2 protein-coding genes are annotated in these 626 nt (G+C 43.5%); both read right to left on the bottom strand.

From position 1 onward, the window contains the following. Positions 1-259, bottom strand: a 259-nt coding sequence (locus ACFIK8_RS12195) for a Mur ligase domain-containing protein (protein ID WP_375669583.1), incomplete at its 3' end; no start/stop codon positions are given. After that, a partial coding sequence (locus tag ACFIK8_RS12190) for a glycosyltransferase (RefSeq protein ID WP_375669582.1) occupies positions 243-626 on the bottom strand: 384 nt, incomplete at its 5' end. The genes ACFIK8_RS12190 and ACFIK8_RS12195, both read right to left, overlap by 17 nt.

Raw genomic sequence — 626 nt, 5'->3', positions numbered from 1 at the left:
TCGCAGCAATATATTCAGGATTTGTTTTTTTAATAGCAGTAGAAAGAACAACAACCTCTGCATCCCCTAAATTTTCAGCATGATGACCTATCTGAATGTTAATTCCTTTTCCCCGTAAACGTTCAACATTTGCACTATCAACGTGATCAGATCCTTGAACTTTATAGCCAAGATTATGCAAAACCTCCGCAATTCCACTCATGCCAATCCCGCCGACTCCAACAAAATGGATAAGGCCTATATTAAACGGCATTTTCATCAAAAAACTCCTCTCTTACATCTGACAGCGACCGCCCCGCAATCAACGCTTCAGCCATATCAGCAAGGCGACGAGTTGCATAAGGTTGCCCAACTTTTTTTGCAGCAAGCGCTTGTTTTTCCAATAAGTGCGGTGCACAACAAGCTTGTGTTAAGAAAGAAGCAAGTCTTTGCGCAGTTAAATCTTTTTCTGATACAATTTGAGCACCTCCCACACGAGCAAGCAGTGCTGCATTCGCTGCCTGATCATGATCCAAAGCATAGGGATATGGAATAAGCAAAGCAGGACGTCCAATCACAGCTATCTCACAAACGGATGAGGCACCAGCACGGGATAAAATAAAATGAGCGTGCGCCATACGTTCAGC

The sequence above is a fragment of the Bartonella sp. MR168JLCBS genome (assembly GCF_042194175.1).
Note: the sequence above shows the minus strand (reverse complement) of the source record. Positions and strands in the feature narration are given on the sequence as shown.